Source organism: Fodinibius roseus, assembly GCF_900129315.1.
Lineage (GTDB): Bacteria > Bacteroidota > Rhodothermia > Balneolales > Balneolaceae > Fodinibius > Fodinibius roseus.
In genome coordinates this window covers 419614-440228 of the sequence record NZ_FQUS01000001.1, presented here as the reverse complement: position 1 = coordinate 440228, position 20615 = coordinate 419614, and the positions used below count along the sequence as shown (strand labels likewise).

The following is a 20615-nucleotide window of genomic DNA, read 5'->3' as shown; positions in this document are numbered from 1 at the left end:
GTATATATATAGCTTTGTAAAACCGTTCTCTTAGCCGTTAACGGCAGCAATCACGTCACAAACTCCGACTAACCCTGTTCAGCTAATATTACGGACTCCCGAACGATTGCTGTGATCTGCTTAAACTTTTTTTCCCGAATCAAATCAGAGGGGGTCAGCCATGAGCCTCCGGCCGCGGTTACCATATCGCTCTCCAGATATGATTTCAGGTTTGACAAATTCACTCCTCCCATCACCAGAAACCGGACCCCCGTATGCTTGTAAGGTCCTTCCAGGCTCCCGATATAGTTCTCGCCTCCCAAATCCGATACCGGGAAGAGCTTCAACATCTTATGGCCATAGGTTAAAGCTAATTCTATATCTGAAGGTGTCGAAACGCCGGGGATGAAAGGAAACTCATGCTCTTGTGCTTTTTCAACCACTTGTTTATTTAGTCCCGGCGATAAGCCAAACTGAGCTCCCGCTTCCTGAGCCGCGGACAGCTGGTCCGGGGACAGAATAGTCCCGGCCCCGACCTTCATTTCCGGAAGCTCCCTGGCTATGGCACGGATCGCTTCGGCCGTCGCGGAAGTACGAAAGGTGATTTCCATCACATTTATTCCGCCCTCCAGTAACGCCTCCGCTACCAAAAGCGCTGAGTGGACATCCGTCACCGTGACGGCAGGCAAGAGTTTATTTTTTTTAATTTCCCGGAACATCGATTATTCGTAATAAGAGATTATGACTGCTCGGCGATGAAATGATAAACGGATAAGTTATGATAAATCTCGCCGGGTTCCAATACGGTAGTGGGTAAGTTTGTCTGGTTGGGTTTCATTCGCATTCACCGGATGGTTTTTCAATGGATTTTCCCGCTGACACCGGTACCCCGAAATGGGGGGACCCGTCCTCATTCCATTCAAACGGCTGCAAATGCACCACCCGGTTCCAGCCCGGATCGGGACTCACTTTTGTATGATATGCAATCCAGTGTTCGCTCCCATCCGGGGAAGTGGTAAAGCTGGCGTGTCCAACCCCATAGACTTCCGGGGTGCCTTTAAATACCGGTCCTTTCTTCTCCCAGTGATCGGGATGCATGGGGTCATGTTCCGTTAATCTCAACTGACCCAAATTATAGGCCGGCAGCCATGACTCGCTGGCAGAATAGATGACAAACACGTCCCCTTTCTTATTTTTGAGAATCTGAAGTCCTTCATTAATGGCCAGTTCTGTCCCGGTTTCCCAGGATTTTTCGGGCGAAGATATGATCACCCTGTTGCTGCTGATCGTCCACGGATTCTCCATTTCAGCGATATACAGGTGCTGGGGCGTTCTGTCCGTATCCTCGTTTTTCTCCCACCCCGACCAGACAGCATAGAGCTGCCCATCTATCTCCAGGGGTGTTAAATCAATAGCCCACTTGGTTTCTGTTTTATTTTGAATGTCGTCGCCGGTGTAAAGCATTCCTTTGTCGATATATTCTCCCTGTGGATCATCCGTCTTTGATTCCAGGACGCCACTCCTCTGCCGAATAAAGGGCGATCCGTCGGTATTACCGGCGGTGTAATAGATATACCATTTCCCATCCAGGTAATGCAGCTCCGGCGCCCATAAATTCGACCGGTTCCATCCGGTATCCGGCTGAGCCCAGACCTTTTGCTCATCTTCTTTCAGTTGGGTCAGATCCCTGTTTTTTGAAACATACAGTTCCCCACCGCTGGATTCGAGGTAATAATAGAACCCGTCTTTTTTTATCACCCATGGATCCTGCCCATCCGCTGCCGGATTGCTAAACGTGCAGGGCTCCGGCGCACCACCTCCCTTTTTATCGGTTTGAGCTGTAGATCTGCACCCATGTAAAAAAAACAGTATCACAAAAGGCACCCACAACTTTGAATAACGCATACCTGCTGATTTATGATAAATTATATCAAGTACTACTTATAACGCTTTAGCAGCTTCATGCCAAATCCTGATTCCAATGAAGGAATCAATTGACCATCCTTCAACTTATAATCCCCGAAATATACATCTATTGACTCGCAGGTTACCCCCTTATCATCGAATGCATTAGTTCTCAATCAACGCCTCATGAATTTCCCGGAGATGCTCAAAGTCAAACTTGACCACTTCCCGGTCATACGTCATCAGGCCGTTTACTTCCGTCTCAACATCGGTTGTCTGGGTATAAACAGCAGCTGCCAGCCCATTATCTTTGAGTTTCATCAGCTCCTCAATCATTTGATCGTAAGTTTCATGCAGTTTGGACTCCGACTGGGACGTCTCATAGTGGCTGGGAGCACGGCTGAAGTCCTGCAGCCAGAGATGATCCTCGACCACCAGGGCTTGTCCCCCGTACTCCCCCAATACCGCGGCACGGTTGTCTTCCGTCTCCGGCATATCGGGACCCGGGTACTCATGCATGTCAATAACATCCCCGACCCCGTGGTCGGTCCATCCGCTGGCGTTATTAACCAAACGCGTAGGATCATAATTTTTGGTCCACTCTACAATTTTTTCGGTCTGGAACTGTCCCCACCCTTCGTTAAACGGGACCCACATAACGATAGAGGGATGATTATAGAATGCATCAATCATCCGCTCATACTCCTGCTTGAATTGACGGGCCGACTCTTCGGTCCTCCCCGGAATTTGTCCCGGCCTCATATCCCCGCTGGGCATATCCTGCCAGACTAAAATCCCCAATTTGTCGGCCCAATAATAAAAACGCTGCGGTTCAACTTTCACATGCTTGCGGAGCATATTGTAGCCCAGATCTTTGGTCACCTCAATATCGTATTTAAGGGCTTCATCCGTCGGTGCCGTATAGAGTCCGTCGGGCCACCATCCCTGATCCAGCGGGCCCATATGAAAAAGTGGTTCATTATTCAGGAACAACCGCGTATATCCATCTTCGGCTTTGGCAATTTCTATCTTGCGCATGCCAAAATAGCTGGATACCCTGTCGACCAGCCGGCCATCTTCATCCAGCAACTCCACCTCCAGATCATACAAAAACGGGTTGTCGGGGGACCACAGTTCGGGATTATCCAGCTCAATAAGAAAGTCCTGTTTGTGCAATCCTTTCGACTCGCCAACCACTTCTCCTTCTTTCAATGCCTCCACCCTGACCTGGTGTCCGTCGGAAAGATGTTTGCCGCTGACTTCGACTTTTACCCGGCTGTTATCCACGTCCGGTGTAATGTTCAGATCCTTAATATAGGATTCCGGAACGTACTCCAGCCAAACAGTTTGCCAGATTCCCGTGACCGCCGTATACCAGATGCTTCGCGGGTCGTGCGTCTGCTTACCCACCGGCTGATAGCCAATATCCGTCGGATCCCAGACGGTAATTTCAATTTCCTGCTCACCCTTTGTGAGCTGATCCGTAATATCAAACGTAAAAGGATCGTACCCTCCCTGGTGGGTGCCGACATACTCACCATTCACGCGTACATGTGTTTCCCAGTCACTGGCACCAAAATGCAGTAAAACTCGTCCTTCTTCATGGGGATTATCCACCTGAAAGCTTCGCTTGTACCACACGCGGTTATCGGCCCCTACGGTCTCTCCGATTCCTGACAAGGCTGACTCCACCGGGTACGGTACCAGGATCTGCTGCTCGTACTCGCCAAAAGCATTGTCTTTGGCTGTTATTTTAAACTCCCACAGCCCATTCAGGTTCTGCCAGTGCTCGCGTTCCATCATGGGACGCGGATACTCCGGCAGCGCGTTTTCGGGCCCCACTTCGTCCGCCCATCTTGACATCAGGGGATTTTCCGCGGGCTCCCAGTCGTTTTGTTGACCATACACGGTACATGGAAGCGATATACTTAACACAAGGGTAAAAAATAAGGGAAATATACGTTTAAGCATGGGATATTTATTATAATGTTATCGATAACATATGTAATCGTAATTTTAAAAGGAATGTAGATATTGTCAAGGTTTTTTCTATGTATTTAATTAATTTAGACATTCAATAGCAGATTGTTAGTTACTTCATGTAGTCCTTTAATATTTCTCCGCCATGAGGCTCTTCAACACGTTTTACTGCAATTTTTCTTAGATTTCGTCTATAGTTGCTTTTATATTCCCTGCATTTTTTTGCAAAACGAGTTCCCCAACTTCCCGGCGAAAGGAATGTCAAAATGCAATGGGTGCATGACAAGCATTCATTGATTCCCTTCATCCACACAAAAACATTGGAATTACTTTTGTTCTCAAAGTGATCAGCCATCACTCTTCTCCACACCCGCACGACTCCCGTATCTTCAGCGTTGTGAGCACTTCGATATTTTCGGCGGGCTCCTCTTCATGTTCTATCGTCTTGATCAGTTTTTGAGCGGCCCTCTTCCCTACTTCATAGGCGGGCTGATGAACGGTGGTAAGCGGTACCTTCAGCAGCTCTGCCCGGACATCATCGGTAAACCCGACAACCGCAAAATCATCCGGTATGGAAAAGCCGGCTTCACCTATGGCCTGGATAGCCCCGATCGCACAGGGATCGTTGACCGTCACTACGGCCTCGGGACGGTCCTCCGGGGGGAGGGCCAGCAGTTTATTCATGGCGTTGTAGCCGGACTTTTCCCGGAAGCCCGCTTCAATGACCCAGTCGTCATTTACGGGGATGTTATGTTTTTCCAAGGCCTCCATAAATCCCCGGTATCGTTTACGTCCGACCGAAACTTCCTGGGGTCCACTAAGATATGAAATTTTCTTAATGTTATGTGTAGTAATAAGGTGCTCCGTAATTCGGGTAGAGCTGCTGCGATCGTTGACACTGACACAGCTGGCTCCGAGGTTCTCAACACAACGGTCAAAGAATACCACTTTGGTGCGTGAGTTGAGGAGCTCCTCGTAAAATGAAAAATCTTCCACGGTCTGTGAGGAGGAAATCAAAATACCGTCTACCCGCTGCGATTGCAGTGCCCGGATCGCCTCCATTTCACGGCTAAACTGCTCATTGGCGTTGGTCAGAAAAAGCTGGTAATCCGAGCCGTAGGTAACTTCTTCAATTCCCCGCACGACCTCGGGGAAAAAGGCGTGCGTAATTTCCGGAATGACCACGCCGATCGTATAGGTTTTGTTGGAAACGAGGCTTTTAGCCACATGGTTCGGCCTGTACCCCATGCTCCTGGCTTTCTCAACGATCTTCTTTTTCGTTTGCTCATCGACATTGGGACGATCATTCAGTGCCCGGGAAACAGTCATGGCCGAGACGCCCAGCGCCTCTGCGATATGCTTTAACGTGACTTCAGAACTCAAAATAAAAGTTTCTTAATAATTAAACAGGCTGTTCAGCCTCGGTTTCTATTACCCGTATTTTATCATTATATATTCCTTCTGCGTGTAGCAGTGCTGGCAGCCAATCAGTGAGTGTTTGCTTCTTCAGTGTTTTTGATAAAAGAATGTTTCAAGTCTTGTGGATCCTGAAAGGTTATTTGTAACCATCCGCACAACGGGTTATAAGTTATATACAGGATGTTACCGATACCAATATAACAAAACTGCCTGACAATACAGGGCCTGCTAATGTATATAAATATTGAATAGTCTCGGGATGCGGAGACTCACCCGGAGAAGCAAACGGTAAAGCCCCATAGTAATAGTTGAATTTTAAAATTTCCTGTACTCACTTATTAAGAGTCCCGATTAAATATATTGGTTAATCAGGTTTTCCAGGTATTCCTGGCGACCGCTGATCTGCTCCGGCTCGCCCTGCTCCATGGCCACTTCTTTCAGATCCCCGAGGCTTAGCTCGCCTTTTTCAAAAGCAGCGCCCTGGCCACTGTCATAGGAAGCATATCGCTGCTTTCGGAATTCACGATACGGGGATTCCTCCAGGATTTTGTTTGCTGTCAGCAGTGCCCGGGCCATGATGTCCATGCCGCCGATATGCGCATAAAAGAGATCTTCAAGGTCGGTGGAGTTGCGCCGGATCTTCGCATCAAAGTTGATGCCGCCGGTATCAAATCCGCCGTTTTCCAAAATGACCAGCATGGCCTGGGTCACTTCAAAAATATCGGCCGGAAACTGATCGGTATCCCAACCATTTTGATAGTCCCCCCGGTTCGCATCGATACTGCCGAGCATCCCGGCATCGGCGGCTACCTGCAGCTCGTGCTCAAACGTATGCTTGGCCAGAATAGCGTGATTCACCTCGATATTGACCTTAAAATCATCCTGCAGGCCGTATTCATTCAGGAAGCCGATAACCGTAGCCGTGTCGAAGTCGTATTGATGCTTGGTGGGCTCCATGGGTTTGGGCTCAATGAGAAAGGTACCCTCAAACCCATTTTTCCGCCCGTAATCCCTGGCCGTATGCAGAAATTGAGCGAGGTGATCGCGCTCGCGCTTCATATCCGTATTTAAGAGGGACATATATCCCTCTCTGCCGCCCCAGAACACGTAATTTTCTCCTCCGAGTGCTATCGTGGCATCAAGGGCATGCTTAACCCGGGTCGCCGCATGGGCAAGCACATTAAAATCGGGATTGGTCGCCGCCCCGTTCATGTAGCGGGGATGGCTGAACAGATTCGCGGTTCCCCACAGCAGCTGAACGCCGCTTTCTTCCTGTTTCTGTTTCGCATACTCTACCATCTTTTGCATGCGTCGCTCTGTTTCTGCTATGCTATCCCCTTCATCCACCACGTCAACATCGTGAAAACAATAATAGGAGACGCCCAGCTTGGTGATAAACTCAAAGGCGGCATCCATTTTAGCCCGGCCGCGGTCCAGGGCTTCCTCATAACTCATCCAGGGCCAGAGGCGGGTACCGGTCCCGAAGGGATCCCCTCCCTGCTCGCAGAAGGTATGCCAGTAGGCAACTGCAAAGCGGAGATGCTCTTTCATGCTCTTATCACCTACTTTGCGATCTGCTTGGTAATAGTTAAAGGCTAATGGATTCGTAGAGTCTTTCCCTTCAAAGGGAATTTCATCGATATCGGGAAAATAAGAAGTACTGCCGGTAGTGATATTCATAGATTATGTATGATAGATATTATTAAGTTTAGTACTAAATTAACGTGTTTAAAGGTTGCATGTCCCCCGCTATCTTTTATTCATATACAACAAAATAAGTTGCCTGAGTAGCCCGGATCGGTATTCACGAAAATCCTCTGCGCAACGGTGTGTCCTTTTCGTTTAGATTCGTATAATAATTTCTTTGGAAATAGCAGAGTTTATGTGTTAACGTCTGAAATTTAAATTTTTATTCGCCTTCCAATTCCTTTTGTAAGATCTCATGCCAGTGGTCGTAGGCCTCGTTATATGGTTGCTGCAATTCAGAGGCGGGATACAGGGTGTCCGTCCTTGCGAGTCCCCGGAAAGCTTCCTTCCTGTTTTCAAAAACTCCTGTACCGATGCCGGCGCCGATTGCCGCCCCAAGCGCCCCGCTGCTGTCGTACAGTTCTACCGAGAGTCCGGTGGTGTTGGTAAAAGCCTCCCGGAAAACGGGACTCAAAAACATGTTGCCGTGGCCTACCCGGATGGTATCGATATCCAATCCCATCTGGTGCATAACCTGCAGCCCGTAGTTCATGGAGAAGGCGATGCCCTCCTGCGCGGCCCGAATAATATGCGCCTGAGAGTGTCGATTGAAATCCAGATTCTTTACCTGCGCACCTGTCGGTTGCTGCCCCAACACGCGTTCCGGCCCGTTACCAAAAGGCAACACCGTTACGCCTTCTGCCCCTGTTTCCACCGCTGCAGCAAGCTCGTTCATCTTATCATAACTGTGTAATCCGTTGAACAGCTCATTTTTCAGCCAGCTGTTCAATATCCCGGTTCCGTTGATGCAGAGCAGCACGCCGTACCGCGACTGCCGCTCGTCATGGTTCACATGCACAAAAGTATTCACGCGGGATTGCTCGTCGTAGAGCGGTTCATCGGTGACCCCGTAAATAACCCCTGAAGTCCCGGCCGTAGCGGCGGCTTCCCCCGGCTGCAATACATTCAGGGAAAGAGCATTGTTGGGCTGGTCGCCGGACCGGTACCCCACGGGTGTGCCTGCCTGTAAGCCCAGCTCCCCGGCAGCTTCCGGTGTCAGCTCCCCGGAAACGGCAAAATTCGGATCGTAATCCGGCAATAGATCGGGGGAAATATCATAGTACTCAAGCAGTCTGTCGGCAATGCTGTGGGACTGGTAGTCCCAGAAGATCCCTTCCGAAAGTCCTGATATGGAGGTTCTGATATCGCCGGTAAGCTTCATAGCTATGTAGTCGCCGGGCAGCATCGCCTTATGAATTCTGGCGTACCGCTCGGGCTCGTGCTCCTTCACCCATCGCAGTTTGGAGGCGGTAAAGTTACCGGGAGAGTTCAGGTAGTGGGTCAGGCAATACTCCCGGCCGATGCCGGCAAAAGCTTTATCGCCGATTTCCACCGCCCGCCCGTCGCACCAGATGATGGCGGGACGCAGTACCTGTTGATGCTCATCCACCAGCACCAGGCCGTGCATCTGGTAGGCAATGCCGATGCCTTTAACGGCCTGAGGGTCGGCAGCCGCTGATTTCATGACCATGGTCGTGGCCCGAACGACATGCTCCCACCAGGTCTGCGGATTCTGCTCTGCCCAGCCGGGCCGCGGCGCATCCATCTTGAGCTCCTCTTCCGGGGAGGTGGCCGAAGCAACCTCTTTGCCTGAGGATGCCTCAAGCAGCGAAGCTTTAATCCCTGAACTCCCTATATCAAATCCCAGTAATTGCATCTCTTGTCCGTAAGATATCTATTTATGCTATTGAATCAGGCATCAGTAATGTTCGCCTCCATTTATCGCTGCCGGCGAATTCCTTTCTTCAGCATGGAAAATAGCCTTTAATTCAGATCATCCGGCTATCTACCATCCAAAAATAAAGGAATGCCGGAATAATGCAAGAACCAAAATGACAACTATGGGAGTCTTTTTATCCCAAAATTTTTATTATATTTACCCTTCATAATCCGCAAGCAAAAAACTCCTATTCCTTTGGATCAACGCAACTTCTACATCGAAACATACGGCTGTCAGATGAACGTCTCTGATACGGAGATTGTAAACTCTATCCTCATGGAAGAGGGCATGCAGCCGGTGAACGAACCTGACGAGGCGGAAGTCATTTTTGTGAATACCTGCTCTATCCGGGAAAATGCCGAAGAACGCGTCTGGAACCGCCTGAAAGAGTTTAAGGCTCTTAAACGAGAAAAAGACGGCCGGCTTACGGTTGGTGTCCTGGGATGCATGGCCGAACGCATCCGCGAACAGATCATGGAAAAAGAAGAGCTGGTCGACCTCGTTGTGGGGCCCGACGCCTACCGGGATCTGCCGAAATTACTGGCGGATGTGGACGACGGACGAAAGGCCGTCAATGTATTGCTGTCGCTGGAGGAAACATATGCTGATGTCAAACCCGTACGCACCAATGACAACGGTGTTAGTGCCTTTGTAACCATTATGCGCGGCTGTGACAATATGTGTGCCTTCTGCGTGGTTCCCTTTACGCGGGGACGTGAACGCAGCCGTCCGGCCGAAAGCATCCTTGACGAGCTCCAGCGGCTGAGCGATCAGGGGTATAAAGAGGTTACGTTACTGGGGCAAAATGTTAACTCCTACGACGACGGGGAGCATTCGTTTGCGGATCTGATGTACAAAGCCAGTCAGGTGGACCCTGAGATGCGCATCCGGTTCTCTTCCCCTCACCCCAAGGATTTCCCGGAAGAACTGCTCCAGAGTATCAGTGAACAGCCGAATTTGTGTAATTATATCCATATCCCGGCACAGTCCGGAAACAATGCGGTCCTGGAGCGGATGCGGCGTCCCTATACGCGCGAACAGTACCTGGACCTGGTGGAAAAAATGCGGAAAATTATCCCGGGGGTCACTCTTTCCACGGATATTATCACCGGATTTTGCGATGAAACCGAAGAGGAACACCGGGACACGCTTTCCCTGATGGCGGAAGTCAAGTACGACCTGGCCTACATGTTTGCCTATTCCGAGCGAGGCCGCACGCTCGCCCAGCGAAAGTATGAGGACAATGTACCCGAGGAAGTCAAGAAGCGGCGGCTCTCGGAAATCATTGAACAGCAAATGAATATACAGGAAGAGTTAAACAAGAAAGAAATCGGTCGGCGGCACCTGGTGCTGGTGGAAGGGACCAGCAAACGTTCCGACGAGCAGCTGCGCGGGCGGACCGACACCAATAAGATGGTGGTATTCGACCGTCGGGATTATGAAAAAGGGGATTATGTGGAAGTGACGATCACGGACTGTACATCGGCCACGCTGATGGGCGATCCTATCCGAAAAAGCAGTATTGCGGAGTTTGAGGCCGAACCGGTCGCAGTATAAGAGGACTTTGAAAAGCCAGAAACTTTAATCACTGTCAAGGCCTGAGTGCATCCCAAACCGCAGCTTATGAAGAAAAAGGCATATGTGCATGTGGGGATGTTGAATATGCGAAAATACAGAAATCGGCCAAAAGAGCGATTTGCAAAACTCTATTAATAAAGAAAGGGCCCGCAACATACGTCGCGGACCCCTACCGCCCTAAAGAATACTCAGTGCCTGCTTCCTTCTCTGCTTATCGCATACCGTTTCTTACTCCTCCGTAGCCGGAGGCAGTTCAATCGTCCCTATCTCAGCCGTCGCGCCAACACTCACACTCACGTCTTCTTCCACTACGGATTGATAGGCCTCATTCCTGGAATGCAGGGCTACCTCATAACTCCCCTCCTCCAGGCCAATAATTCTGAAATCACCGCTTGTGGTATCGGCAATCGTGGAAGCAAGCGTATCGGTACCCGAAATGGCATAGACAACGGGACGAGATTCAGCGGGATCGGCGGTACCTTCAATATTCCCGGTAATCGCTTCCTCTTTTGCAGTAACAACCGGTTTTAAAAGATATTTAACAGCATTGCCCGGCGGGCCCGCTGCAACGACAGAGCGACTGGCGTCAAAATCAAGCAGCAGCACATATTCAATATCAGGTTCTATCTCTGCATTAATGTTAAGCTTGATTCCGGTCTGGGGACCACTGGGGACCTTCATATCATGCACTTCCCCGTTAACTTCCACACTATGTCCGCCTTCGCTTAAAATGAGTCGAATTTGGTTGTAAACTCCCGGTTCAAGCTCACTGCTGCCGATTACTTCTGTAGCACCATTCACAAGTTCCAGCAAGTTATAGCTTTGTTGAGGCTCATTTAAGACCGTCCACCCTTCCTCATCTTCGGCATTATTGACTTCCACTCTTTCAATGAAGACATTCACTGCATCCGCGGAATCTATGGGGGCATCTGTCATTTGAACGGTCATTGTTCCCATACCACCATCTGCTCCCAGTCCGCTGTCATCGGTCTCACAACCGACGACAAGCACTGAAATTCCAATCAAGAGTGTCAGGGGGACAGATAATATTTTGTTTTGTAATATCATATAACTCTTTTAAGAACTATTAATCATATTTTTTTGAATTCTGCTTATAAGACGACCGAAATCCCAAAAGGTTACAAGAATTATTTATTTTTGCAGATGAGTCCCTGGTTTTCCATTGTGAAGGAATGGTATGGCAGCTATACATTGGAATGAAGGTTGTATTATCTCTTCATATGATGTGCCGGGCCCGTAGAAACGATTTCTACGGATATTTTTACCCGTAATTTGGGGACCTGTGTTGTTTTAAATGCCGGCTTGATTGCGCTGTCGTTTAGCCCGTGTTATGAGTTATGAGGGGAAACAATGCAAAAAACACCGAAATTGTGGATGGCTTAACTTGTGCTGGTCTCCCCGACGCTCGCAGTCATTTAACTCCTCCCTTATAATCCTCAAGACAACAGTGAATGAAGAGAATTACCTACCGCCGGGACCGTTATTACCACCACGGTTGTTATTGCCACCGCGATTATTATTGCCGGGATTATTACCGCGATCGGGACGACGCTCCAGTCCCGGGGGGAGGTTTCCCGGCGGACCGCCCCCAATGTTGCCATTGAAAAGATTCTGTAAAACCTGTTTGGCCGGAGTACCTTGTTCCATTTGCTGAGCCGCGCCTTTGATCACCGAGGCCGCAGGCAGCTGGCTTCGCTGCTGACCCATCTTCATCGCTGATGGAAGCTGCTGTAGCTTATCGGCATCAAAACCGCCCCGGAGCGCCCTGACAATGAGGGAAGCAGAAGTTTCAGGCTGAGTAGAGGTGGTAGGCAAGTCCGGCAGGACATTGATCGCTGTAAGCAGATCAGCAGCCGAACGCTCGGAGAGGATCTCTTTATTTCCGATCTCATTAAAAATACGTTTGACTTGACCGGGAGGAATTTTTTGAACGAATGATTTAGACGCTGCCCTGATCATTTGCCCCCGGTAGTTGTTTTGCGACATCGATCGCCCCGGACGTCCCATCATCTGCTGTACTTCCGGCCGCTTCATCCACGGGTCTACTATTTCAGCGGCTTGCCTCATTCCTTCTGCTATATTAAGAACGGCGGGAATGATACGATCTGCAGGGACCCCCTTCGAGAGTCCCTCGAGGGCTTTATCAATGGCAACTTGTCCCGGCAGGTTTTGGTCAGACAAATCCAGAGCCGATTCCAGAATCTGCTGAAGCTGCTGGTTACTCATGCCCTGGCTTTGGGCCCTGTTCTGGAGCTCCGTTACCGCCGATTGCTCGATCCCTGCAGCCTCAGCCTTTTCTATCAGGGCCGAAACCTTTGTGCCTTGCGCCTGGACCGAACCGGTCGTCAACAACAAGAGTCCGCCCATAAGTCCTGCAAGTAAAAGATGTTCTAAAACATTCATAATTTTTTGGTATGATTATTCAACTAAAATCATTGCATTTTCATTGTCGAACCCGTCACTGACCGTATACACTTCATTGGAAAATTCAAGCCACTCTTCTGAATCTCCCCGCACTCTCAGTACTTTGTATTCATAAGCCCCCATCTCCAGTGAGAGTTGGGTGGTGAATGTATTCTCAGACTGCTCTGTTAAAGGTATCCCCTCTTTGTTCCAGTTATTAAAACTACCAACGAGATACAGGCGTCCTTCGCCCGAAAATGATATATGAATCTCCTGATGTTCCCCTTCTTTCTCCCACTCGGGGGTAATAGCAGGAGCGCCGCTGTTTAATTTTGGCTCAATGCTGAAGCGTATGCCTCCGGAAACGTTAAAATCGCTGGTGGACTCTTCCACAGCATTGTCTAAAAAGCGCATTGCCCCGATATCAGCAAAAAGGGCCAGACGTTTACTCACAGGCAGGGCGCTTTCCAATCCCACACGCAGAATGCGATTTGTATGATCAGCAGTCCCCGTTGCAGATCCTCCCCCGCCAGGAGGAATCGCATTTGTGCCTCCATTGCTTTCGGTTATCGCTTGTTGAAACTGGTATTGCTGCAAATAACCGGTCAGGGTTATCGAAGCTCCATTTCGAAAATAATAGCCTGCTGAAGTCTGGGTGGTAAATCCTTCTTGAATATCGGGCAACGTATCCATTCCCCCGTAAATTCCGGCAGTAAGCCTCCAGCGATACGTAGGCCATGTTTCGAATTCCAGGCTGTAGAGGTCCAGCCGGTCGGATAGCTCATCCACTTCTCCATAGTTCCTATATCTTCTGAAGTTGGAACCCAGTTTAGTTCGAAGAAGCGTAAAGGGCGTCAGGAACCAGGTGAATTTGGGTTGTACCCAGGCGAATGTTCGGTTATACTGGCTTTGCATATAACTACTCCCTCCCTCCACTCCGATACTAACATTGTTCGTAAGTCGGTAGTTATAGTCCACAAGTCCTATTCCTCCCTTCCAGGTGGAAAGCTGTTTGTCAAAAAAAGGTTCATAGATCACACCTCCCGACAGTGAAAAAGAATGGCCGCTGCCGTACCAGAACGACCGGCCTAAGAGAGACGTAAAATTATATCCTGTTTCCACCGTACTGTCCCATTCTCCCAAAAATGGATTTAAATAACTGTTCGTCGAGTATCCCACCCGTGAATCGAGAGACAACACCGTTTGTCCATGTTGGCCGAATCCGGATGGTGTTGTCAAAAAGAGCAGGCATATGATGAACGGGAGTTGCTTCATAAATAGATCACAGCATTTTTATTGCCAAAACCATCATCACGGTGCACGGGAGCCAGCGGGTCGGTAACCCACTGTTCCCCGTTCTTCACAAACATGTAATGGTGCTCGCCGCGCTTCACCGATACGAAGCCGGTCCAGACCTCTTCGCCGTTTACCTCCTGACGGGTCAGCTCAACGGGCTCCCAGTCATTGAAATCACCCGCCACGGATACCGATTGTGCTTCTTCATCGATATAAAAAAAGCGAAGAATGACCTCTTCCCCGCCATCTCCGGAAGAGATCTGCCGGACAGAATCATTCAAACCAGCACTTTCGGAACTCGCAAAAGGACGTTCATTTCCCATATCCTGAACCATATACAGCGGATAGCCAAGCGAGAATAGCAGTATAACAGCGATAGCTAAAGCGTAAGCAGGCCGCCATTGTATCTGTTTCGGAATCCACAAGCTGCGATACCAGGCCTGCAGACGCCCGGTAACACCCAAAGAATCGGATGATTCCCCCATCCCGTACACTTCCTGCATCACCCGTTCTGAAAATCCCTCCGGCACGGGGTCGGCCTCCGACTGAAGCAAAGCAACGAATGCCGTATCATTTAGTTGATGCTCAAAACGAAGCATCGAACGCAACTCATCATCTTCTGCAATTTTATGAAGAGCCTGCTTCTCCTCCTGGGGCGACAGCTCTCCGTCGACATATTGTTGGAATAGTTCTTCCCTGTTCTTCATATTTCAGCTGTTTTGTTCGATAAAAGCTTTTAATTCCTTTTTGGCTCTATATACGCGCACCTTCAGCGCTCCTTTGGAAGCCTCAAGCCGTTGAGCCATGGCCTGGTACGTCATTCCTGCTTCATACTTCATTAAGAATGCTTCCGCATAATCGGTGTTAATCTCTTTTAATCCCTTCTTCAACAGCGCAATCCATTCAGCTTTTTCCAGTTCCGCATCCGGCATGCTATATCCTCCCATGTTATTTTTGAGATCCTGTTCTCTCACTTCGTCAAAGGATTCGTTCTTTCGCCGTATATTCTTTGCGTAATCCCGGCAATGATTATAGGCAATACGGTACAGCCAGGAAGAAAATTTCGATTGCTTGTTAAAGGAAGACAACCTCTCATAGGTTTTAACAAATATTTCCTGAGCAAGTTCTTCTGCTTCCTCCCTCCGACTCACAAATTGATTCACGATATTAAAAACCAATGGAGCATGCCGATCGACTAATTCCCGATATCGATCCTTCTGCCCGTTCAGGACGGCTTCTACTATCTGAAATTCTTCTTCCGAATTGTTCATCTGGAATATTAAACTAAAGAATATGTAACAGTGCCGGCAGAGCGAACACCATTATATCATAAACTAAAGTTCAGATAGTTTCCACTTTAATTATAAGACGATTATGATTGCTGATGGTTACAAAATTATTTTTTATAATTAAGCCTTCTGTAAATATGTGCGAGGAAATATCATCTCTTTGGAATAGCTTTAAAATATATCTTACTTATCTTTATAGAGATATGATTTTTTACCTTTTAACGCACTACAAAGGCAACCGTTAATCTAAGGAGAAAACAGTGGAACAGTCATTTGAAGACATTCTGGGTTCGCTTTCCGAAATCAGAAAAACGGCACAGGAGCTGAGAGAAATTCTTTTGGCCAACCTGGTCATGGTTGGAGAAATTCCGGCTCCCACTTTCGGGGAGGATAAACGTATGGAGTTTGTACTGAACCGATTCAAAGAAGCCAGTATTACCAAAAACTCGGTTGATGAAGTCGGTAATGGCATCGGTATTTTAGAGGGAAAAGAAAACAGTGGTAACGTCCTGGTAGTGGCCCATGCCGATACCGTCTTCAACACCAAAGTGGATCATACCATACAGATTCAACCCGAGAGCGTTACCGGTGCAGGGGTTGCCGACAACAGTCTTGGACTGGCTGTTCTGTCGACCCTCCCCACTTTTCTGGAGAAACTGGATATCGAATTGAATCACAATCTTATTCTCATGGGCGCTACCCGAAGCCTGGGACGCGGAGATCTGGAGGGACTCCGTTTTTTTCTTTCCAATTTTGAACAGCCTATCAAGGCGGGGGTGGGCATTGAAGGCGTCGAACTGGGTCGCCTGAGTCATACTTCCATTGGTATGAAACGGGGTGAGATAACCTGCCGGGTCCCCGAAGAATACGACTGGTCCCGTTTTGGAGATGCCAGTGCTATTCTCACTCTCAACGAGGTAATCAATCATATCAATGAAATACGTCTGCCTCAACGTCCCCGAACCAGCATTGTTATGGGCTCTATAGAAGGCGGAAGTTCTTTTAATACCACGGCTCTTAAAGCCAAGCTTCAGTTTGAAATTCGTTCGGAATCTTCCGGGATGGTGCAGGATATTCACCGGTCGATGGAAGAGATTGTAACGGAAGTAGCATCCCAAAGCGGCGATACCATCCACCTTGATATCTTTGCCCAACGTGAGCCGGGTGGTGTTTCATTCTCTCACCCGCTGATACGCCATACCCGCCGTATCATGGACCAGCTGGATATTGCCCCTCGCCCCGGTCCCAGTACTTCTGAGCTCTCTGCCTTTATCGACAAGGATATTCCGGCGATAACCCTTGGTCTCACGCACGGCGACAATATTCATGAAACTAATGAAAGCATTGAAATCAAGCCCATATACACCGGTATCGCACAAATTATCGGCACATTATTAGCAATTGATGGAGGTTATTGTGAAGAAGCTTAAAAATTGGATCGACGACAACACCTATCACCACTCACAGTTTTGGGACTTGAAAAAACTGGTTGAAAAAAAAGAAAAAAATGGGCTGACCATCTCTTTGTGTCTCCCCACGCTCAATGAAGAAAAAACGATCGGAAAAGAAGTTATTATCTTTAAGTCGGAACTGGTTGACCGGTATCCGTTGCTCGATGAAATCGCAGTGATTGACTCGGGATCGGACGATCAGACCCGTGAAATAGCAGCAAACTTCGGAGCGGATGTATATCTCGCTGATGATATCCTGCCCGGACTGGAAAAGAAGAAAGGCAAAGGTGAAAACCTTTGGAAGGCGATACACCAGCTGGAAGGCGACATCATTGTCTATGTCGATGCCGATATCAGTAATATCCATCCCCGTTTTGTATACGGACTGGTGGCCCCGCTGATTTATCGCGAGGAAGTCAAATATGTAAAAGCGTTTTATGATCGTCCCCTTGCCGTATCGGGTTCGGTACGACCTTCGGGCGGGGGACGCGTGACAGAAATCCTGATACGTCCCCTCTTCTCGCTGTATTTTCCGGAACTTACCGGAATCATCCAACCGCTTTCGGGAGAGTATGCTGTTCGGCGGGAAGTATTAGAGAATATAAACTTTCCTATTGGCTACGGGGTTGAAACCTCTCATCTTATTGACGTATATACCAAATATGGCCTCGATGCCTTTGCTCAAACCGATCTGGACCAGCGCGTGCATGAAAATAAGCCTACGCGGGCTTTGGGCAAGATGGCTTTTGGTATCCTGCAGACATTCATCAAGCGGGCTAAAGCACTCGATATCATTCAGGATATTTCTGATTTTAACACAATCTTGCGGCAAACGCAGGCAAAAGACAACACCTATGAGCAAGTTGAACTTGAAATCATTGAAGAAGAGCGTCCTCCTATGATTGAAATTGATGAATATCGCAAAAAATTCAATCGATCGATGGATTAACAAAGATGAATAAAGAGCAGCTGATCCAACGCATACGTACGCTCACTCACCCGCTCGAGCCTGTTTCAACGGGACACGCAACCCGGCTGCAGAAGATCAGGGGGATTCGCTGTGTGGCCTACGATTTTTACGGGACTATGTTTATCTCGGCAGTGGGAGATATCGGGGTTGATGAGCAGCAACAGCAGCAGAGCCCCGGCTGGTTTGTCGAAGCGCTGGAAGACAGCGGATTTTCCATATCCAGGCCGGATGTCGGCCCCAGGGGCATCAGCATTTTTGAGCAAACCGTCGAAAATCACGTCCGCAGGGCACGGGATAAGGGGATCGAATATCCGGAACCCAATATTGTTGCCGTCTGGCTGGATGTCCTGAACGAACTCATGGAATCAGGTGATATACGTGGCGACACAAGTCGTAGTAAGGCCATTCAGTTCGGCATTGAGTTTGAATTTCGTATCAATGATATCTGGCCTGTTCCCAACCTTTCTGCCGTCCTGGGATCATTAAAAAATCGCGGACTGGAACTCGGCATCATTTCCAATTCCCAGTACTATACCCCTATTGCTTTCGAAGCTTTGCTCAATCAGTCGCCGGCCTCCTTTGGATTTAACAAGGAATTGTTGATCTGGTCCTACGAAACCGGACGAAAAAAACCTTCAACCGAGCTCTACAGCCTATTTACAGAAGCAGCCAAAAGGGAGAAGCTGGAACCCCGGGAAGTATTATACGTGGGCAATGATATCCGCAAAGATATAGAACCGGCCAAAGAACTGGGATTGCGGACCGCCCTGTATGTGGGAGACCAGCGATCCATTCGTCACCAGCCGGGCGATCTGAAAAAGACCCGGTATCGTCCCGATCTTATTGTGGACGATCTCAGCCAGATCAATGATTGCCTGTCGACTTAGCACCGGCTTCTAACGGGACAGCCAAAGCGTTTCAAAAGGATCCAACATTAATTCAGGCGAAACAGACTGCGGCTTATCCGTTAACAGGTCTGTTACTTCTTTACGTTCTTCTGATTCAAAAAACATGGAAAGGTCGGCATCGGGCAACCTTACGTCGTGGGCGGTCATGTTGCTTATCACCAGGATTTCTTCTTCCTGCTGGACGGCCGTCCGGGTAAAAGCAAACAGCTCACTGCCTAAATCCAATACTTTCTGCTCGGCTTCGGGGTTAAAGGCGGGATGCTTCTTTCGGATATTCAGTGCCTTTTTATAAAAATTCAATACAATATGAGCTGGATCGGACTCATCCTCTACCCTTTTTGTCAGCTCCTCGTAGCTCCATTTTTTCCGGTTGATCGAACGTTTTTCGCCCTTTTTCAAAACGCCGGCAACATAGTTTTTCGAAGCCACCAGATTCTGAAAATAGATGCCGGGTACGCCCTGCAGACTCAGCATAATGATCTGGGAATTCAGGTAGCGCTTCATCTGAAGTTCCGTCTCCTCCTGTCCCGGTTCCGAAAAAGCATCGAAGTAGGTGATATTCAACTCATAGGGACTTTGGGTACCGTCGGAATTGGTTTTGTAGGATACAAATCCCCCACGCTCCTTGGTGCTTTCCATAAGGTAGTCGAACTCATCCTCCGGTACCAGGCCTTCCAGTGGACGAACCCCGATACCATCATGGGAGGCCGTGAAGTTGAAATAGGTACACCCTTTCGGCGGCTCGGGCAGTTCGCTGGCCCATTCGGTAAGGTACCGGGAATTTTCCGTCAGAAGAGCATGCAGCAGCAGGGGCGGCAGGCTGAACTGGTAAATCATATGGGCCTCATCGCCTTCTCCGAAATAGCTCACATTTTCCTCGAACGGCACGTTGGTTTCTGTAATAAGGATAGCATCAATATCAATATGATCCACGATATCCCGGAAAAGCTTGACGACATGATGTGTCTTTTCCAGATGGATAGACTTCGTTCCTATCTCTTTCCACAAGTACGCGATGGCATCCAGCCGAATCAGACTGATCCCTTTCGAAAGATAGAAAAGAAATATATCGATAAATTCAAGCAGCACATCCGGATTAGAAAAATCCAGATCAATTTGATCATCACTGAAGGTGGTCCACACGTGCCGAAGACCATTGCTGGTTTCCACGGCTGTATATAAGGGGGAGCTGCGGGGACGAATAACCTTGGAGAGGTTCACGGACGGATCAATCTCGATAAAATAATCCTTACCGGGCTCCTTGCGCATCTGGTAATTTTCAAACCATTCACTAAAGCGTGAGGTATGGTTGATGACCAAATCCGCCATCAGGCGGTATTTACCGGCCATATGCTCCACGTCAGACCATTCTCCCAGATCGTCCCGAACCTGCTTATAGTCTATGACCGAAAAGCCCTCGTCCGAAGAACTCGGGAAAAAAGGCAAAATATGAACCGAATTTACAGCATCATTCAGATACCGGCTGAGAAAATTATCCAGGAACCGGATTTTATGGTTGGCCCGTCCATTTTGATTAATGACATCTCCATAAGCGATTAATATCGCGTCCTGTTCGCTCCAGGAGGGATAGTTAGTCTGTTTCTCCTGAACTCTGAACCCGTAATCCGAGAACAATTCATCGATACGGTCGACAAGTGTTTCTGCAGTGTCTCGGTCATAAATTACACGAAGATGCTCCAAAACCTTTTGCTCAAAAACCATATGCCATGAATATACTCTTCCTGCTATTTTAAACCGTAAAAATAACCATTGAAATTTTAAATGAAAGGGGGAAATTCAAAAAAATCTTTTTTATTCAATTTTTGACTATTCTTTTCGTTGTACCGAAAGCACAACCCGGGAGCGTTGGTCTCAGGCAAGACAGATCCACATGCCCGGCACACCATTAAATAATATTTAATTTATGGTAACCCGCAAGCAGGTTAATTT

Annotated in this window: 16 protein-coding genes; 4 read left to right on the top strand and 12 right to left on the bottom strand. The window is 48.5% G+C overall.

Annotation, left to right across the window (positions count from 1 at the left end; genetic code table 11):
• Window positions 1–68: 68 nt before the first annotated feature.
• The 6 genes from eda to BUB16_RS01780 all read right to left on the bottom strand — a co-directional run bounded on the left by eda (window position 69) and on the right by BUB16_RS01780 (window position 8686).
• The gene (gene eda / locus BUB16_RS01805) at window positions 69–698 is read right to left on the bottom strand and encodes a bifunctional 4-hydroxy-2-oxoglutarate aldolase/2-dehydro-3-deoxy-phosphogluconate aldolase (protein WP_073059097.1); all 630 of its coding nucleotides are present in this window, start codon (window positions 696–698) and stop codon (window positions 69–71) included.
• A 115-nt stretch (window positions 699–813) separates the two neighbouring features.
• On the bottom strand, window positions 814–1884 hold the full coding sequence (locus BUB16_RS01800; RefSeq protein WP_073059096.1) for a glycoside hydrolase family 43 protein: 1071 nt from the start codon (window positions 1882–1884) through the stop codon (window positions 814–816).
• A gap of 165 nt (window positions 1885–2049) precedes the next feature.
• Window positions 2050–3855, bottom strand: a complete 1806-nt coding sequence (locus tag BUB16_RS01795; RefSeq protein ID WP_073059095.1) for a glycoside hydrolase family 2 protein — start codon at window positions 3853–3855, stop codon at window positions 2050–2052.
• Between the two features lie 363 nt (window positions 3856–4218).
• Window positions 4219–5247, bottom strand: a complete 1029-nt coding sequence (locus BUB16_RS01790) for a LacI family DNA-binding transcriptional regulator (RefSeq protein ID WP_084087947.1) — start codon at window positions 5245–5247, stop codon at window positions 4219–4221.
• A 387-nt stretch (window positions 5248–5634) separates the two neighbouring features.
• A complete protein-coding gene (gene xylA / locus BUB16_RS01785) occupies window positions 5635–6963 on the bottom strand; it encodes a xylose isomerase (protein ID WP_073059093.1) in 1329 nt (442 codons plus the stop codon).
• A gap of 229 nt (window positions 6964–7192) precedes the next feature.
• A complete protein-coding gene (locus BUB16_RS01780) occupies window positions 7193–8686 on the bottom strand; it encodes a xylulokinase (RefSeq protein ID WP_073059092.1) in 1494 nt (497 codons plus the stop codon).
• A 258-nt stretch (window positions 8687–8944) separates the two neighbouring features.
• Here BUB16_RS01780 and miaB point away from each other — a divergent pair, with 258 nt between their 5' ends.
• Window positions 8945–10306 (top strand): tRNA (N6-isopentenyl adenosine(37)-C2)-methylthiotransferase MiaB, encoded by a 1362-nt coding sequence (miaB, locus tag BUB16_RS01775; protein ID WP_244545618.1) that lies wholly within the window; start codon window positions 8945–8947, stop codon window positions 10304–10306.
• Between the two features lie 249 nt (window positions 10307–10555).
• On the opposite strand, the gene BUB16_RS01770 is transcribed toward miaB, so the two are convergent.
• From BUB16_RS01770 to BUB16_RS01750, 5 genes are all read right to left on the bottom strand, one after another.
• The gene (locus BUB16_RS01770; RefSeq protein WP_084087946.1) at window positions 10556–11395 is read right to left on the bottom strand and encodes a DUF4382 domain-containing protein; all 840 of its coding nucleotides are present in this window, start codon (window positions 11393–11395) and stop codon (window positions 10556–10558) included.
• Between the two features lie 414 nt (window positions 11396–11809).
• Window positions 11810–12751, bottom strand: coding sequence for a hypothetical protein (locus BUB16_RS01765; RefSeq protein ID WP_073059089.1), 942 nt, complete (start codon window positions 12749–12751; stop codon window positions 11810–11812).
• Window positions 12752–12766: 15 nt separating this feature from the next.
• Complete coding sequence (locus BUB16_RS01760) at window positions 12767–14026, bottom strand: glycogen-binding domain-containing protein (RefSeq protein WP_073059088.1); 1260 nt, start codon at window positions 14024–14026, stop codon at window positions 12767–12769.
• Window positions 14023–14754 (bottom strand): hypothetical protein, encoded by a 732-nt coding sequence (locus tag BUB16_RS01755; RefSeq protein WP_073059087.1) that lies wholly within the window; start codon window positions 14752–14754, stop codon window positions 14023–14025. The genes BUB16_RS01760 and BUB16_RS01755 overlap by 4 nt, the downstream gene beginning before the upstream one ends.
• Before the next feature lie 3 nt (window positions 14755–14757).
• The gene (locus BUB16_RS01750; protein WP_073059086.1) at window positions 14758–15318 is read right to left on the bottom strand and encodes an RNA polymerase sigma factor; all 561 of its coding nucleotides are present in this window, start codon (window positions 15316–15318) and stop codon (window positions 14758–14760) included.
• Between the two features lie 278 nt (window positions 15319–15596).
• Here BUB16_RS01750 and BUB16_RS01745 point away from each other — a divergent pair, with 278 nt between their 5' ends.
• Genes BUB16_RS01745 through BUB16_RS01735 form a run of 3 tightly spaced genes read left to right on the top strand, consistent with a single transcriptional unit; the run spans window position 15597 to window position 18644 of the window.
• On the top strand, window positions 15597–16766 hold the full coding sequence (locus tag BUB16_RS01745; RefSeq protein ID WP_073059085.1) for a peptidase dimerization domain-containing protein: 1170 nt from the start codon (window positions 15597–15599) through the stop codon (window positions 16764–16766).
• Complete coding sequence (locus BUB16_RS01740; RefSeq protein ID WP_073059084.1) at window positions 16741–17736, top strand: glucosyl-3-phosphoglycerate synthase; 996 nt, start codon at window positions 16741–16743, stop codon at window positions 17734–17736. Before BUB16_RS01745 ends, BUB16_RS01740 begins: the two co-directional genes overlap by 26 nt.
• Before the next feature lie 5 nt (window positions 17737–17741).
• A complete protein-coding gene (locus tag BUB16_RS01735) occupies window positions 17742–18644 on the top strand; it encodes an HAD family hydrolase (protein ID WP_073059083.1) in 903 nt (300 codons plus the stop codon).
• Between the two features lie 9 nt (window positions 18645–18653).
• Here the strand turns inward: BUB16_RS01735 and BUB16_RS01730 are convergent, their stop codons facing one another.
• Window positions 18654–20366, bottom strand: coding sequence for a sugar phosphorylase (locus tag BUB16_RS01730; protein WP_211483051.1), 1713 nt, complete (start codon window positions 20364–20366; stop codon window positions 18654–18656).
• Window positions 20367–20615 lie beyond the last annotated feature (249 nt).